Origin of the sequence: Citrobacter sp. Colony219 (genome assembly GCF_019382635.1) — a bacterium.
In the GTDB taxonomy this organism is placed as follows: Bacteria; Pseudomonadota; Gammaproteobacteria; order Enterobacterales; family Enterobacteriaceae; genus Citrobacter; species Citrobacter youngae.
Genome location: NZ_CP080033.1, coordinates 3,671,945 through 3,672,417, shown reverse-complemented (window position 1 = coordinate 3,672,417; position 473 = coordinate 3,671,945). Strand labels below are relative to the sequence as shown.

1 protein-coding gene is annotated in these 473 nt (G+C 63.4%); it reads right to left on the bottom strand.

Features of this window, described 5'->3' with window-relative positions; genetic code table 11:
- Positions 1-473, bottom strand: a 473-nt coding sequence (locus JTI85_RS21560) for an FAD-dependent oxidoreductase (RefSeq protein WP_255574836.1), incomplete at both ends; no start/stop codon positions are given.

Below are 473 nucleotides of genomic sequence, written 5' to 3'. Positions count from 1 at the left end.
GCGGCAGCGGCAATCTGCGCCTGGAAGTTAGCATTTTCCCAGCTTTCTACCCGGCGCAGTGAACCGTCCGGTTGGCGAGTGAGCGCCACATCACCGGCGGCGAAAATGTCCGGGTCGGCGGTGGTGCAGGCGCTATCAACGATAATACCGTTAGCCGTCTCCAGACCGGCGTCGCGGGCCAGCGTATCATTCGCCACGATACCGATGCCATAGATCACCGTATCAGCGGTGAGAGTTTCACCGTTTTGCAGCGTCAGTGAGAGAAACTCTCCCGCTCCGGCGTGTTCAATGGCGCTGTTGAGTAACACCCGTACGCCCGCCTGCTGGTGGCGGGCAAGCAGGTAGTCGCGCACCGGAGCAGGCGCATTGCGGCCCATCACCGTTGGTGCCAGCTCCACTACGGTTACCCGGCAGCCGCGCTGGGTCGCGCTGGCCGCCAGTTCCAGGCCAATGGTGCCCGCACCGACGATCAC